The following is a 13,905-nucleotide window of genomic DNA, read 5'->3' as shown; positions in this document are numbered from 1 at the left end:
TACTGGCACAGCTGTACGCCTCGGTCTCAGCGGTCGCGGTTGAAGCGCGTGGTGATCCACAGAAGGAGGAGAAGCGCGACAAACGCACCGCCACCGGTGAGGTACGGGCTGAGGCTTTCGTGATTGCCGCCGTGCTCGCCGCCCTCGGCGGCGACGGTGACCAGCTGGTGTGCGGTGCTCGTGAGGCTCATCTTCGGCAGGACCTATCGATCGGGAGGCGGAGGGAAGACGTCGCGGACATCGTATGCGGGCGCTCCGGGCACGCTCACGCCGACTCAGTCGTTGTTGTCGTCGTTGCGGTATCCGCGCAGCAGGAACCAGGCCATCAGCGCGGCTCCGACGAGCGAGACGAGCAGCACGATGCGGAGCGTGTTGCCCGGTCCCTGCTCTTCGGATGCGGCGGCGAACAGAGCAACGGTGTGCGGCATGTCGGGCGTCTCCTCAGTTATCCACAGCCCCCCGCACACCGTAGCCCCAGCACCTACGCTGGGATTTGTCAGGGGGCGAGCGACGTCTCGCATGAACAGGGGGCCCATTCATGACCGAAAGCAGCCACGAGCGTCACGAGAACGTGCCGAGCAGGCAGCGCAGGCGTTTCCCGGGAATCTCGTCCCGGGCCTACGAGCACCCGGCTGACCGTTCGGCCCTGGTGGCCCTGCGGAAGCTGAGCGGTTTCGACACGGTGTTCAAGGCGCTGAGTGGGCTGTTGCCCGAGCGCAGTCTGCGGCTGCTCTTCCTGTCGGACTCCGTCCGGGTGAGCGACGCCCAGTTCGGCCATCTGAACAGCATGCTGCGGGACGCCTGTTACATCCTGGACCTGGAGAAGGTCCCGCCGATGTACGTGAACCAGGACCCGCAGCCCAACGCCATGTGTATCGGTCTCGACGAGCCGATCATCGTCGTGACGACGGGTCTGGTGGAGCTGCTCGACGAGGAGGAGATGCGCGCGGTCGTCGGCCACGAGGTGGGACACGCCCTCTCCGGCCACGCCGTCTACCGCACGATCCTGCTCTTCCTCACCAATCTCGCCCTGAAGGTCGCCTGGATCCCGCTCGGCAACGTCGCGATCATGGCGATCGTGACGGCGCTGCGCGAGTGGTTCCGCAAGTCGGAACTGTCGGCCGACCGGGCCGGGCTGCTGGTCGGCCAGGATCTGCAGGCCTCGATGCGCGGACTGATGAAGATCGCCGGCGGCAACCACCTGCACGAGATGAACGTGGACGCGTTCCTCGCCCAGGCCGACGAGTACGAGAAGGGCGGCGATCTGCGGGATTCCGTCCTCAAGATCCTCAATGTGCTGCCCCGCTCGCACCCCTTCACCACGGTGCGCGCGGCCGAGCTGAAGAAGTGGTCCGAGACCCGCGACTACCAGCGGATCATGGACGGGCACTACCCGCGTCGCGACGAGGACAAGGACACCTCGGTCACGGACGCCTTCAGGGAATCCGCCTCGCACTACGCCGGTTCGGTGCGCAGCAGCAAGGATCCGCTGATGAAGCTGGTCGGCGACATAGCGGGCGGAGCCGGCGATCTGGGCGGCAAGCTCCGGGACCGGTTCACCGGCGCGGGCGGCAGCGGTGCCAACGGCTCCGGAGCCGGGACCGGCCAGGGGGATGCTACGGACGACTCGCCGGGGTCCCGGAGGCCCGAGGACCCTGAGGGGCCGGCGCAGGAGCCCGGGACGGCAGGGAGCTGACTTCCAGCGTTCCGCACAGCGCCGCGGTGGGCCGGCCCGTCGCGTACGGGTCGGTGCCCGCGGGGCCGCGGGAGGCCGCTCGCCGGCCGGCCAGAAGTGGCCGCAGCGCACCGGTGGTGTCGGCCGCGCAGGACTGCGGTCCGGCCTGGACGTAGCTGGTCTGCAACTCCAGCCGGTGCAGCCGCAGGTCCTCCCGGTCGAACCGGAACCGCAGCTCCCGTCGGACCGTGAACAGCGACGCCCCTTGGTCCTGTTGGGGACCGGAGACGGCCGGCCGGAGGGCGTAGGTGAAGGTGTGGTCCGACACCACCTCCAGGGCGTCGGTCCCCACCTCGGCATACCGCAGGGTGCCGCGCACGCGGACCTCCGGATCGGCGACGGCCTCGGCCGGGTCGAAGCGCACGAGCCAGCCGGTGGCGGCATGCTGCCCGTCGGCGTCCGGCTCGTCCATGCTCCGGTCGAACTGGGCCATCTGGTCCGGGTCGAGCAGCGACTCCACCGGCCGGACCGTGTTGCCGCCGAGCACGTCGGGGTCGAGCGAGGAGGCCACCAGGTAGTCCTTGACCGTGGTCAGGGCGGCACCCACCTGGCTGTCCGAGAAATTCTCCGTCCGCCGGCTCACCGGAGGGTTGATGCCCGCGGCCCCCTTCGGATACGGCGCGGCGGGGCTGCTCGCGAAGAGGCCGGCCGTCGTGCCCGCGGGTACGACGCCGCGTGGCGCCAAGGGGACGACGGTCATCCGCAGCGGCTCGGGCCGTCTCGCGACGGGGCTCTGGTAGGGGTGGCGGAAGCCCATGAAGACGGCCGTTCCGAAGGCCAGGGCGATCAGGATGACCAGAACGAGGGCGGCTCGGGAGCCGTTGTGGAGGGTCCGGCCCGGCAGGCTTCGGACGGCACGGGCGTGCTCCCCCATGCGTTCCTGGGCGGAGAATTCCTGAAGCCGCGCAGCCCGGACGAAGGACTCGTCGAAAACGAGCGAGCGGTACTCGTCCTCGCCACCGGCGGCACCGTTCTCCGGCGGTCCTTCGGGTGGATCTCCGTGGTCTGCCATGACTTCTCCCGACTCCACATCACCGGCCGGAGGCCGATGCGGTGCGCCCCGCTCCCGCCGGAAGGCCGGGACAGGGTCTGCCCGTCATGCGGGGGCATGCGCGGGCAAGTGAGAAGCCCCCTCTTCGAGCGGGCGAGGGGTCATATCTTCAGAGTAGGTCGATTACGACGAAGGTAAACGCGGTGGCGGACGGGAAGTGCCCCGGAGTTCCGCCGTCCCGCGCGGGGCCTGGGCCGTAGTGGTCCCGGCCCACACGGGACAGGAGCGCCCCGGACGGCCGGGCCGACGCCGGAACAGAAGCAGCCCGGGGGCTGGTCCGTCAGGGCGGGCGCCGGGACAGGGGCGGGCCTGCGGGTGCTCCGGCAGGCGGGCGGCAGGGCGGGGTGGCCGGTGGTCCGGCAGGCACGCCCGGTGGCGGGGCAACCGGCAAACGTGCGCCACGGCGGGGGCCTGCGGGCGAACCGCCACGGCGGGGGCCGGTGGGCGAACCGGCAGGGCAGGGGCGGGCGCGCAAGACAGGAACGGGTTCGGCCAGGCGAGCGAGCGGCGGGGCCGGTCCGCCGGACCAGCCCCAGAGCAGCCCAGAGCCGGAACGGCCCAGCAGCTGCCCCACACCGCCGGCTCCCAGCACCTGACCCCGCAGCCCCGCCAACCGGCTCCCTAGCCGTCGGCACCGGCCGCCAAGCCGCCGACACCGGCTTCTGGGCCGTAGGCACCGGCCGCCAAGCCGTCGCAACCGGCTCCCGGGCGGGTCGGCACCGGCCGCCACGCCGTCGGCACCGGCTCCCGGGCGGTCGGCACCGGCTCCAAGGCCCTCCCGGGCCGTCAGGGCGTACGGGGGCCGTGGAGGCCACCCGGGCGGAAGTAGCCGGCCGAGGCGGACGGGACGGCGGAGGGCACGGGTGCGCTGTCCACGCCTCCCGGGCCGTCAGGGCGTACGGGGGCCGTGGAGGCCACCGGGCGGAAGTAGCCGGCCGAGGCGGACGGGACGGCGGAGGGCACGGGTGCGCTGTCCACGCCGCTCGTGGCCGGCGGCGGGACCTGGTCCTGCCGGTCGCCCGGGGCATTGCGGTAGACGGCGCTGAAGGCCAGCGCGACCATGCCCACGCCCATCACCAGGGCAAGCAGCCAGGCCACCGGCCGGTGCCAGCGGGCCGCTCCCCGGTAGGGGCGCAGGGAACCGCCGTGGCGCCCGTAGGGGCCGCTCTCGTAGTAGTCGTCGTCGTCCGGGCCCAGCCGGTCGTCGTAGCCGCTCCCGCGGCCGTATGCGCCGCCCGGGCCGTAGCCGTCGTCGTAGAGCTCGTCGTCCAGCGGGCCGCCGCCGGACCGGGAACGGAAGGCCTCCGCCTCGGCGGCCGCCAACAGGCGCTCGACAGCGCTCGGTTCATGGAACGCCGCTGCCCGCACGAAGTCCTCGTCGAACACCACGGAGGCGAAGTCCTCATCCGCGCCCCCGCGGTCGTCGTCGGGCTCCCATCCGTTCGGAAACGGCTTGCCCCCCACGTCGTCCGGCACAGCTTCAGCCTAGCCCCGGAGGGTCGTCTTGGGCAGGGAGACCGCACATTCGACGCATCCCGAGCTCACCTCACGTGGCCGTCGCCGGTCACGATGTACTTCGTGGAGGTCAGCTCCGGCAGCCCCATCGGGCCCCTGGCGTGCAGCTTCTGCGTGGAGATACCGATCTCGGCGCCGAACCCGAACTGACCGCCGTCGGTGAACCTCGTCGAGGCGTTCACAGTCACCGTCGTCGAATCCACCAACTGGGTGAAACGGCGGGCCGCGGCCTGTGAAGTGGTCACGATCGCCTCGGTGTGGCCGGACGACCAGAGCCGGATGTGCGCCACGGCCGCGTCCAGCGACTCCACGACGGCGGCCGCGATGTCGTACGAGAGGTATTCGGTCTCCCAGTCCTCCGGCGTCGCCGCCACCACGGTGGCCTTGGACCCCTCGGCGTACTCCAGGACCCGTTCGTCCCCGTGGACGGTCACGCCGGCCTCGGCGAGCGCGTCCAGCGCCCGCGGCAGGAAGGCGTCGGCGATGTCCTTGTGGACCAGCAGCGTCTCGGCGGCGTTGCAGACGCTCGGGCGCTGCGCCTTGGAGTTGACCAGGATCGCGACGGCCATGTCGAGGTCGGTCTGCGCATCCACGTACACATGGCAGTTGCCGGTGCCGGTCTCGATCACCGGGACGGTGGATTCCTCGACGACGGTACGGATCAGCGAGGCGCCGCCGCGCGGGATGAGCACGTCGACCAGGCCGCGGGCCCGCATGAGTTCGCGCACGGAGTCACGGTTCTCGCCCGGCACCAGCTGCACCGCGTCGGCCGGCAGCCCGGAGCCGCCGACGGCGTCGCGCAGTACCCGCACCAGTGCCCGGTTCGACGCGTGCGCGGAGGACGAACCACGCAGCAGGACGGCGTTGCCCGACTTCAGGCACAGGGCGGCGGCGTCCACCGTCACGTTGGGCCGGGCCTCGTAGATGATCCCGACCACGCCGAGCGGCACCCGGACCTGGCGCAGGTCGATGCCGTTGGGGAGCGTCGAGCCGCGCACCACCTCGCCCACCGGGTCGGGCAGCGCCGCCACGTCCCGCACGTCGGCCGCGATGGCCCGGATGCGCTCGGGGGTGAGGGTGAGCCGGTCGACGACCGACTCACTGGTGCCGGCCTCCCGGGCGCGCACCACGTCCTCGGCGTTGGCCGCGATGATGTCGCTCGTCCGTACTTCGAGCGCGTCCGCGATCGCCAGCAGCGCGTCGTCCTTCGCCGCGCGCGGAAGTGGCGCGATGTCGGCGGCTGCGGCGCGTGCCCGGTAGGCGGCCTGGGCGACCGGGGACATGTTGTCGTACGGCGAAAGCGTGGTCATGCCCGCAGAGTAGTGCGCACACTGCGGGCATCCGTCACGTATCCCGTGATGCGAGACAGCCGCCGCGGCGGCAGCCGGGTCAGTACGGGTGCACGCCGACCGGGGCCGCCGGGGGCGGTCCGTACCCCTCGGCGATGCGCTGGTGGTACGTCTCGCGGTCGATGACCTCCAGGCCGACGATCTCCCACGGCGGCAGGCCCGCGCTGGACCGGTGCTCGCCCCACAGGCGCAGGGCGACCGCTGCCGCGTCGTGCAGGTCGCGGGCCTCTTCCCAGTAGCGGATCTCCGCGTGGTCGTTGGCGTACCGGCTGGTCAGCAGGAAGGGGTGGTCGTGCGCGAGCTGTTCGAGACCGCGTCTGACCTCCTTCAGCGGAATCTCGGCACCTGAGACACAGAGCGTGATGTGCCACAGCTTCGACTGGGTGCGCTCCTGGCTCACCACGGTCGTTTCCGGCCCGGCGGTCCGCTCGTCCCTCCGGTCCGCGGAGCCGCTCCCGCCGAAATCGGCACCTGCTCCGACGCTGGTCAGGGCGCGGCCACCCGATCCTCGGGGCGGCGCCCCCGGGCGCGCTCGTCTCACCGGCGGCCTCCTGTGAATGTGTTGCTGTGCTGTGTACCCCGCAGTGTCCCTGCTACAAAGTGGACCAGTCCGCGGCCCGGCTTGGGGCGGTTTTCATGAAGGTCTCTGCCCGAAGGCCGGACTTTCAGCCGTTTCGGAAGTCTGTCAGGTGTGCAGGACGACGAGATCGTCCCTGTGTACGACCTCGCGCTCGTAGGCGGGGCCCAGTTCGCGTGCCAGGTCGCGGGTGGAGCGGCCGAGGAGCTGCGGGATCTCCTTTGCGTCGAAGTTGACGAGCCCTCGGGCCACCGGCCGGCCCCGCAGATCACGCAGTTCCACCGGGTCACCCGCGGCGAACTCGCCCTCGACCGCGGCGATCCCGGCCGGCAGCAGCGAGCTGTGGCGCTCGACGACCGCAGCTACGGCTCCGTCGTCCAGAGTCAGTGAGCCCTGCGGGGTGGAGGCGTGGGCGAGCCACAGCAGCCGGTCGGCGGAGCGGCGTCCGGTGCGGTGGAAGTACGTGCCGGTGTCACGGCCGGCCAGTGCGTCCGCCGCGTGGCTGGCGGAGGTCAGGACGACCGGGACGCCGGCGGCCGTGGCGATCCGGGCGGCCTCGACCTTGGTGACCATGCCACCGGTCCCGACACCCGCCTTGCCCGCGCTGCCGATGCTGACCCCGGCCAGGTCCGCGGGGCCGGTGATCTCGGCGATGCGGGTGGTGCCCGGGATGCTCGGGTCGCCGTCGTAGAGGCCGTCCACGTCCGAGAGCAGGATCAGCAGATCGGCGCGGACCAGGTGGGCGACGAGCGCGGCGAGCCGGTCGTTGTCGCCGAACCGGATCTCGTCGGTGGCGACGGTGTCGTTCTCGTTGACGATCGGCAGCGCACCCATGTCCAGGAGCTGGTCCAGGGTGCGGTAGGCGTTGCGGTAGTGGGCGCGGCGGCTGGTGTCGTTGCTGGTGAGCAGGACCTGGCCGACGCGTACGCCGTAGCGGGCGAAGGAGGCGGTGTAGCGGGCGACGAGCAGTCCCTGGCCGACGCTGGCAGCGGCCTGCTGCCTGGCCAGGTCCTTGGGTCTGCGGTGCAGTCCGAGCGGGGCGAGCCCGGCCGCGATGGCGCCGCTGGAGACGAGTACGACCTCGCGCTCACCGCCGCCGCGCACCTTGGCGAGCACGTCGACGAGCGCGTCGACACGGTCCGCGTCGAGGCCGCCGGATGCGGTGGTGAGGGAGGAGGAACCGACCTTGACCACGATCCTGCGGGCCTCCGTGACGCCCTGCCTTGCCCCTGACACGCGTATCCCCCGTGGTTCGCCTCGCTGGACTCCGCAATCTACGCGAGCGCGGAAAACGGCGCCTTCGCGTTCCGTACCGTGGACCCCGTTTCGTCCTGATCCGTACCGTTCCGTATCCGTTCCGCCCCGCGACTCGTTGACGGAGTCGTCGGCACCACGGCGACAGGACTCGGCGGAACTTCAGGAACAGGACGTGATCGCATGCGCCAGCTCTCCATCCCAGGGGCCTGGGTGCAGGAGCCCGAGGTCATCCCGGACGGCCGCGGCAGCTTCCACGAGTGGTTCAGGGCCTCGGATCTCGGTGCGGCGGCCGGGCATTCGCTCGGGCTGGCCCAGGCCAATTTCTCCAGCTCCCGCCGGGGCACGCTGCGCGGGATCCACTTCGCCGACGTGCCGCCGGGCCAGGCGAAGTACGTGAAGTGTGTGCGCGGCGCGGTGCTCGACGTGATCGTGGACATCCGGGCCGGCTCACCCACGTACAAGCGGTGGGAGAGCGTCCGCCTCGACGACACGGATCACCGGGCGGTCTATCTCGCGGAGGGGCTCGGCCACGCCTTCATGGCGCTGACGGACGACGCGTCCGTCCTCTATCTCTGCTCCGAGGGTTACAACCCGGGACGTGAGCACGGCATCGACCCGCTCGACGCCGAGCTGGCCATCGAGTGGCCGCGCGACATCGCCCCGCTGCTGTCCGGGAAGGACTCCGCCGCCCCTTCGCTGGCCGAGGCCGAGGAGCAGGGGCTGCTTCCCTCGTACGCCCAGTGCGAGGCGTACTACGCGCGGCTGCGGGCGGCCGGTCCGCCGGCCCCGGGGGTGCTGACGGGCGGCCGGCCCCTCAGTCCGGCCGGCAGGTGATCAGGGGCGTTCCGCGGCGAGCAGCGCCGGGAACGCCTGGCCCAGTGCCGTGCGCCAGTCCTGGATGGGTTCGATCCCGGCGGCCGCGAAACGGCTCTGCGCGAGCACGCTGAACGCCGGGCGGGGGGCCGGCCGGACGAAGGCGCCGCTGGTGGTCGGGCGGACCCGGGCCGGGTCGGCGCCGAGCAGCCGGAAGATCTCCCGGGTGAAGCCGAACCAGGTCGTCTCGCCGCCACTGGTGGCGTGGTAGACGCCCGCCGGCGCGGTGCCGTCGAGCGCGGCCTGTCCGAGCCGGACCAGCCGGCCGGCCAGGTCGACGGTCCAGGTGGGCTGCCCGCGCTGGTCGTCCACCACGTCGAGGGTCTCCTTGACGCCCTCCAGCCTGATCATCGTCCGGACGAAGTTGCCGCCGCCCGCCCCGTAGAGCCAGGCGGTGCGCACGACGTAGCCGGTGTCGGGGAGGGTCTCCAGGACGGCGCGTTCGCCGGCCAGTTTGGTGCGTCCGTAGGCGCTGCGCGGGCCGGTGGGGGCGTCCTCGCCGTACGGCTGCCCGCCGTCCCCGGCGAAGACGTAGTCGGTGGAGACGTGGAGCAGGACGGCGCCGTGTTCGCGGCAGGCCTCGGCGAGGACCGCGGGTCCGGTGCCGTTGACCCGCAGCGCGGCTTCCTCCTGGCTCTCGGCGTCGTCGACGGCGGTCCAGGCGGCGCAGTTGACCACGACCGCGGGGCGGTGGCCGGTGAACATCTCCCGGACGCGGGCGGGGTCGGCGATGTCCAGGACCGTGCGGTTCGCCGCGAGGACGGTGACGTCCTCGCGGGCGAGCGCGGCCATGAGGTCCTGTCCGAGCATGCCGGCGGCGCCGGTGACCAGCCAGACCCGGCTCACAGCGCGGCCCGCTGCTTGAGCGGCTCCCACCAGGCGCGGTGGTCGCGGTACCACTGCACGGTCTCCGCGAGGCCGGTACGGAAGTCCTTGCGGGGCTCGTAGCCGAGCTCCTCGCGGATCCTCGTGCAGTCCACGGAGTAGCGCCGGTCGTGCCCCTTGCGGTCCTCGACGTGGGTGACGCCGGTGTCCCAGTCGGCGCCGCACGCCTCCAGGAGCAGCCCGGTGAGTTCCTTGTTGGAGAGCTCGGTGCCGCCGCCGATGTTGTAGACCTCGCCCGCGCCGCCCTTGGTGCGGACGAGTTCGATGCCCTGGACGTGGTCGTCGATGTGCAGCCAGTCGCGGACGTGGGCACCGTCGCCGTACAACGGGACCGGACGGCCGTCCAGCAGGTGGGTGACGAAGAGCGGGATGACCTTCTCGGGGAAGTGGTGGTGGCCGTAGTTGTTGGAGCAGCGGGTCACCCGCACGTTGAGGCCGTGGGTGCGGTGGTAGGAGAGCGCGATCAGGTCGCTGGAGGCCTTGGAGGCGGAGTACGGCGAGTTGGGCGCGAGCGGTTCGCTCTCGGTCCAGGAGCCCTCGTCGATCGATCCGTAGACCTCGTCGGTGGAGACGTGCACAAAGGTCCTGACGCCCGCCAGGTGCGCGGCGTGGACGAGGGTGTGGGTTCCCACGACGTTGGTGCGGACGAAGGCGGCACCTGAGTCGATGGAGCGGTCCACGTGGGACTCGGCCGCGAAGTGCACCACCTGGTCGTGCCCGGCCATGAGCCCGCCGACCAGCTCCGCGTCGCAGATGTCACCCTGCACGAACGAGAAGCCCGGGTGGTCACGGACCTCGTCGAGGTTGGCCGGATTTCCCGCGTAGGTGAGCTTGTCGAGCACGGTGACGGCGACATCGCCCGGCCCGTCGGGGCCGAGGAGCGTACGGACGTAGTGCGAGCCGATGAAGCCGGCCCCGCCGGTCACCAGGATGTGGGTCGTCATGAGGAGATCTGCACCTTGCTGTGGTCGCCGAGGACGAGACGGTGGGCGGAGGGGCTGCGGGGCGCGGGGTCACCTCGACCTCGTGGCCGATGAGAGAGGCCTCGACGCGGCGGACGCCGTCGATGGAGGCGCCCCGCAGGACGATGGAGTACTCGATCTCGCTGTCCTCGATCCGGCACTCCTGGGCGACCGAGGTGAACGGCCCGACGTAGGCGTCGCTGATCACCGAGCGGGCGCCGATGATGGCGGGGCCGACGATCCTGCTGCGGGTGACCCGGGCGCCCGGCTCGATCCGTACCCGGCCGATGATCTCGCTCTCGTCGTCGACGTGCGCGCCCTCGGTGCAGGGCTCGATGGTCTCCAGGACGGTCCGGTTGACCTCCAGCATGTCGGTGACGTTGCCGGTGTCCTTCCAGTACCCGCGGATCATCGTGGACCGGACGTCGCGCTCCTGGTCGATCAGCCACTGGATGGCGTGGGTGATCTCCAGTTCGCCGCGCCAGGACGGGCGGATGGCTCGGACGGCCTCGTGGATGACCCGGGTGAAGAGGTAGACGCCGACGAGTGCCAGATCGCTCTTGGGCTCCCTGGGCTTCTCCTCCAGGGCCACCACCCTGCCGTCCCCGTCGAGCTCCGCGACGCCGAACGAGGTCGGGTCGGGCACCTGGGTCAGCAGGATCTGGGCGTCGGGCCGGTCGGCACGGAACCCCTCGACCAGGCCGGCGATCCCGCCGATGATGAAGTTGTCCCCGAGATACATGACGAAGTCCTCGTCGCCCAGGAAGCGCTGGGCGATCAGGACCGCGTGCGCGAGGCCGAGCGGCTCGGACTGCGGGATGTAGGTGACGTCGATGCCGAACCGGGAGCCGTCGCCGACCGCCGCGCGGATCTCCTCCTCGGTGTCGCCCACGATGATGCCGACCTCGGTGATGCCCGCTTCCGCGATGGCCTCCAGGCCGTAGAACAGCACCGGCTTGTTCGCCACCGGGACCAGCTGTTTGGCCGAGGTGTGGGTGATGGGCCTGAGCCGGGTGCCTGCCCCACCGGAAAGTACGAGAGCCTTCACTGTTTCTGCCCCCACGATGAGATGGCGGTCTGTCGCGGCTGCGACCTATCGGGCGACCTTACTGAGAATCGCTGTCCCATCTGTGATGAAACAGCCCTCTCAACCCGTTACCGACACATCCGGACGAAAAGCGGACCCCGCCCGTAACCGCCGGGGCGGCTTTTCACGCTCCGGCGGCCGCCGGGAAACAGACATGCGGCACATCGAACTGAATCGCGGGACGCGCGGATCCTCGCCGGGCGTGGCACCGACACCCGTGGCCTCCGCGCCGCATGATCCGCACTTTCGGTGACAATTCCTGCGAATTCAGGAACCGGGATTTGGTTGCGCCTGTGTGCTTGATTCTCACACTTCCTTCACGTTCGTCTCATGAGCGGACCAAGTGACTTCCATATGGTGGGCTCCCTGAACCCCCATGCCCATCGGGTGGCCCGGTCAGGGATCGACCGACCGGTCGGTCGTGTCGGCACGGCCCCACCGCGCACGCGAGAGCTCGCGCTCTTTGGAGTCCCCCTGTGCAACCACTCCCCCCAGTCCTGCGGTACGCCGCGAAGTTCCTCCCCGTCGCCGTACTGGCCGTGTCCTTCGTCGCTCAGGCCGCCGCGGCCGTCGTCCCCCACCTCGTGCTGCTCGTCACGGCGACCACCGCCGGCCTCTTCGCCGAAGCCGCCCTGCACCGCTGGCGGCCCGGCCATGTCTCGCTGCTCGCCAAGGTCCGGGCCGATGTCATGGTCCGCCGGCTGACCTGTGACTTCCTGCTGATCGTGGGCCTGCTCCGGCTGACCGGCCACCGCCAGGAATGGGTCTATCTCCCGCTCGTCCTCGGCCTGCTCCTCTTCTACGGGCTCCACTTCGCCGGGCACGCGGCGGCGATCCGGGTGCGCGGCACGCGGACACTGCCGCTGCTCACCCGCAACGTCGACGCCTCCGCCCTGCGGATCACCCCGGCGCCCCCGGCGCTGCTGATGCGCCGCCACGGGCCGCGCCTGCTGCTGTTCGGGCTGCCCGCGACCGCGGGGCTCCTGGTGACCGCGGCGAGTGACCGGCCCCAGTTCGCCGCGGCAGGCATCGCGCTGTCGGTCGCTCTCGCCGCCGGCTCGCTGGCCGGGCTGGTGTGGTGCCTGGTACGCCGCCGGCCCGCGTCGTCCGATGAGGTGCTGGACTGGTTCGACGGCTGGCTCGCCGACTACCGGCCGACCGTCGGCATGTACTTCTCCGGCGGCACCTCGTCCGCGTACCAGGCCAACATGTGGCTGGACTCGCTGGCCGGGCTCGGCGGCCGTCCGGTGATCGTGCTGCGCGAGCGCTTCATGATGCAGCGCATCGGTGCGACGGACATCCCCGTCATCTGCATCCCGAAGGTCTCCGTGCTGCTCCGCCTGGAGCAGTCGGCCCTCAAGCTGCTGATCCACCCCGCGAACTCCGGCAAGACCTCGCAGATCCTGCGGATACCGTCGATCAAGCACGCCTTCGTCAATCACGGCGAGAGCGACAAGCTCTCCAGCTGCAATCCGTACGCGAAGGCGTACGACCAGGTGTGGGTCGCCGGGCCGGCGGCGCGCGAGCGCTACGCGCTGGCCGACGTCGGCATCGAGGACCACGACGTGGTGGAGGTCGGCCGCCCCCAGCTGGCCCCGATCACCCCGTACGCGGGCCCGCCCACCGGCGCGTACACGACCGTGCTCTACGCCCCCACGTGGGAGGGCTGGGACGGCAATCCGGGCAACACCTCGGTCGTCCTGGCCGGGGAGAACATCGTCCGGGCGCTGCTCGCCGACCCCGGGGTCCGGCTGCTCTACAAGCCGCACCCGATGACGGGCTCGGTCGACCCGCTGGCCGGCGCCGCCAACGCGCGCATCCAGGCGCTGATCCACGAGGCCAACCGCGGCCGCACCGGCCCCCGCCCCGGACCGCAGGCCGCCGCCGAGCTGGCCCGGCGGACCGCGGAGCTGGACCGGCTCACCGCCTCCTCGTTCCGCGCCGACGCGGACGACGCGGAGCGCATGCGGGTACAGAGCACTCCGGAGGCCGGGCGGGCCGAGGCCGTCGCCGCGGCGACGGCGGCCTGGGAAGCGGCCCACTGGGCCTCCCTCCCCCGGGCGAGCACCTGATCATCACGACCCCGCGGCCCGCGCTGTACGCCTGCTTCAACGAGGCGGACCTGCTGATCAGCGACGTGTCGAGCGTGGTCACGGACTACCTGGCGAGCGAGAAGCCGTACGCCGTGGCGAACACCAGCGACATGCCCGAGGAACTCTTCCGCGACGCGTTCCCGACGGTCCGCGCAGCAACGATCCTGACGCCGGACGCGGAGAACGTCCCCGCCCTCCTCGAATCGGTGCGCAACCCCGGCAAGGACGCGCTGGCCGCGGCCCGCGCCGGTCTGAAGCGCCATCTCCTCGGCCCCTCGGACCCGCCGTCGCATGCCCGCTTCGGCGCTGCGGTACTCGGCCTCTGCGAGAGGGCGGACGAGCACCGGGTACGGATGTCGAACCGGCTGCTCCCCGCGATCCCGGCACAGCGGGCAGCGCTGGAGGAGGCGGAGGAAGCCCTCACCGACCGGCTGGAGGCGGCGCCCGAGGCGTAACCGGACCGACGGCAGAGGCCTGGCACCGCCCCGAGGGGTGGTGCCAGGCCTCTGCCGTCCACCGGC

General features: G+C 71.5%; 10 protein-coding genes and 3 pseudogenes. 3 read left to right on the top strand and 10 right to left on the bottom strand.

What is annotated here, in order from left to right; genetic code table 11:
- Positions 1–26 precede the first annotated feature (26 nt).
- Both LNW71_RS21950 and LNW71_RS21945 read right to left on the bottom strand, forming a co-directional pair.
- The gene (locus LNW71_RS21950) at positions 27–191 is read right to left on the bottom strand and encodes a hypothetical protein (protein WP_250969789.1); all 165 of its coding nucleotides are present in this window, start codon (positions 189–191) and stop codon (positions 27–29) included.
- 84 nt (positions 192–275) lie between these two features.
- Positions 276–428, bottom strand: a complete 153-nt coding sequence (locus LNW71_RS21945; RefSeq protein ID WP_250969788.1) for a hypothetical protein — start codon at positions 426–428, stop codon at positions 276–278.
- A gap of 110 nt (positions 429–538) precedes the next feature.
- Here LNW71_RS21945 and LNW71_RS21940 point away from each other — a divergent pair, with 110 nt between their 5' ends.
- Positions 539–1,696 (top strand): M48 family metallopeptidase, encoded by a 1,158-nt coding sequence (locus LNW71_RS21940; RefSeq protein WP_250969787.1) that lies wholly within the window; start codon positions 539–541, stop codon positions 1,694–1,696.
- On the opposite strand, the gene LNW71_RS21935 is transcribed toward LNW71_RS21940, so the two are convergent.
- From LNW71_RS21935 to proB, 5 genes and pseudogenes are all read right to left on the bottom strand, one after another.
- Positions 1,617–2,747: a hypothetical protein gene (locus LNW71_RS21935; RefSeq protein WP_250969786.1), complete on the bottom strand. Its 1,131-nt coding sequence runs from the start codon at positions 2,745–2,747 to the stop codon at positions 1,617–1,619. The genes LNW71_RS21940 and LNW71_RS21935 overlap by 80 nt on opposite strands.
- A 930-nt stretch (positions 2,748–3,677) precedes the next feature.
- Positions 3,678–4,262, bottom strand: a pseudogene (locus tag LNW71_RS21930) (hypothetical protein); the annotation flags it as partial.
- Positions 4,263–4,327: 65 nt separating this feature from the next.
- A complete protein-coding gene (locus tag LNW71_RS21925) occupies positions 4,328–5,611 on the bottom strand; it encodes a glutamate-5-semialdehyde dehydrogenase (protein WP_250969785.1) in 1,284 nt (427 codons plus the stop codon).
- A 79-nt stretch (positions 5,612–5,690) separates the two neighbouring features.
- Positions 5,691–6,191 carry a hypothetical protein gene (locus tag LNW71_RS21920; protein ID WP_250969784.1) on the bottom strand — a complete coding sequence of 167 codons (501 nt, stop codon included), beginning with the start codon at positions 6,189–6,191 and terminating at the stop codon, positions 5,691–5,693.
- Positions 6,192–6,335: 144 nt separating this feature from the next.
- On the bottom strand, positions 6,336–7,421 hold the full coding sequence (proB, locus tag LNW71_RS21915; protein WP_250972098.1) for a glutamate 5-kinase: 1,086 nt from the start codon (positions 7,419–7,421) through the stop codon (positions 6,336–6,338).
- 243 nt (positions 7,422–7,664) lie between these two features.
- On the opposite strand from proB, the gene LNW71_RS21910 reads away from it, so the two are divergent.
- Entirely contained in the window at positions 7,665–8,318 is a 654-nt protein-coding gene (locus LNW71_RS21910) for a dTDP-4-dehydrorhamnose 3,5-epimerase (protein WP_250969783.1), read from the top strand.
- Here LNW71_RS21910 and rfbD read toward each other — a convergent pair whose 3' ends face one another.
- The 3 genes and pseudogenes from rfbD to LNW71_RS21895 form a co-directional block, all read right to left on the bottom strand.
- Positions 8,319–9,167 carry a dTDP-4-dehydrorhamnose reductase gene (gene rfbD, locus LNW71_RS21905; RefSeq protein WP_285802891.1) on the bottom strand — a complete coding sequence of 283 codons (849 nt, stop codon included), beginning with the start codon at positions 9,165–9,167 and terminating at the stop codon, positions 8,319–8,321.
- A 32-nt stretch (positions 9,168–9,199) separates the two neighbouring features.
- On the bottom strand, positions 9,200–10,186 hold the full coding sequence (gene rfbB / locus LNW71_RS21900) for a dTDP-glucose 4,6-dehydratase (protein WP_250969781.1): 987 nt from the start codon (positions 10,184–10,186) through the stop codon (positions 9,200–9,202).
- Positions 10,183–11,252 (bottom strand): annotated as a pseudogene (locus tag LNW71_RS21895) (glucose-1-phosphate thymidylyltransferase). Before LNW71_RS21895 ends, rfbB begins: the two are co-directional and overlap by 4 nt.
- Positions 11,253–11,767: 515 nt before the next feature.
- Between LNW71_RS21895 and LNW71_RS21890 the strand changes: the two are divergent.
- Positions 11,768–13,839: pseudogene (locus LNW71_RS21890) on the top strand (hypothetical protein).
- Positions 13,840–13,905: the final 66 nt, after the last annotated feature.

Source organism: Streptomyces sp. RKAG290, from assembly GCF_023701695.1.
Taxonomy (GTDB): Bacteria; Actinomycetota; Actinomycetes; order Streptomycetales; family Streptomycetaceae; genus Streptomyces.
The sequence above is the reverse complement of the archived record's forward strand: the minus strand, read 5'-3'. Positions and strand labels throughout refer to the sequence as shown.

Excerpts from the sequence above, each read along its gene's own strand:
- LNW71_RS21950 (WP_250969789.1), bottom strand. The coding sequence starts at position 191 with ATGAGCCTCACGAGCACCGCACACCAGCTGGTCACCGTCGCCGCCGAG.
- LNW71_RS21945 (WP_250969788.1), bottom strand. The coding sequence starts at position 428 with ATGCCGCACACCGTTGCTCTGTTCGCCGCCGCATCCGAAGAGCAGGGA.
- LNW71_RS21940 (WP_250969787.1), top strand. The coding sequence starts at position 539 with ATGACCGAAAGCAGCCACGAGCGTCACGAGAACGTGCCGAGCAGGCAG.
- LNW71_RS21935 (WP_250969786.1), bottom strand. The coding sequence starts at position 2,747 with ATGGCAGACCACGGAGATCCACCCGAAGGACCGCCGGAGAACGGTGCC.
- LNW71_RS21925 (WP_250969785.1), bottom strand. The coding sequence starts at position 5,611 with ATGACCACGCTTTCGCCGTACGACAACATGTCCCCGGTCGCCCAGGCC.
- LNW71_RS21910 (WP_250969783.1), top strand. The coding sequence starts at position 7,665 with ATGCGCCAGCTCTCCATCCCAGGGGCCTGGGTGCAGGAGCCCGAGGTC.
- rfbD (WP_285802891.1), bottom strand. The coding sequence starts at position 9,167 with ATGCTCGGACAGGACCTCATGGCCGCGCTCGCCCGCGAGGACGTCACC.
- rfbB (WP_250969781.1), bottom strand. The coding sequence starts at position 10,186 with ATGACGACCCACATCCTGGTGACCGGCGGGGCCGGCTTCATCGGCTCG.